The 502-nt window shown below is 41.4% G+C and carries 1 protein-coding gene; it reads left to right on the top strand.

Annotation, left to right across the window (positions count from 1 at the left end):
- Positions 1 to 175 precede the first annotated feature (175 nt).
- The coding region (locus tag ACYVTD_RS15520) for a PqqD family protein (protein ID WP_461248599.1) at positions 176 to 502 on the top strand (327 nt) is incomplete at its 3' end.

Below are 502 nucleotides of genomic sequence, written 5' to 3'. Positions count from 1 at the left end.
AAACAGGGGGGCTATGCGGCAGGGTGTCCTGAGAAAAGCAAGCCATCTTCTCATTGTAGCGCATGTGAATTGACAAGGTAACTAAACTGCAAACAGCGTTCTCAATTAATTTGGGAACGCTCGTTATTTTTTTAGGGTGTAGTTTTAATTATTTGCATTAACAGGAGAAAATTAAATGCTCTATCGCCAAAAATACGACACTTTTATCCGCATTTATGATGACATCGGCTACATTACCAGTAAAAGCGATTTCGGCGACCGTGTGGTCAATTCTTCAGGTGCGGTTTTTCTCAAGGCCCTTTCCCGTAAACTTAAAACACTGGAAGAACTTTGTGTAGAAATAGCAAAGAATTTTATCGACGTATCTCCTACCGAGTTGATGAATGACGTGGCGGAATTTTACTCCATTCTTGAACAAGACGGTTTTATCGTAAGCGGGGAAACAGAAGCGGAACTGGACAGAAAGGACGTAAGGTTTTCATATTCGGCTCTTGAACCCAAA

The sequence above is a fragment of the Treponema sp. R6D11 genome, from assembly GCF_054786075.1.
This window is presented reverse-complemented; position numbering and strand designations above follow the sequence as displayed.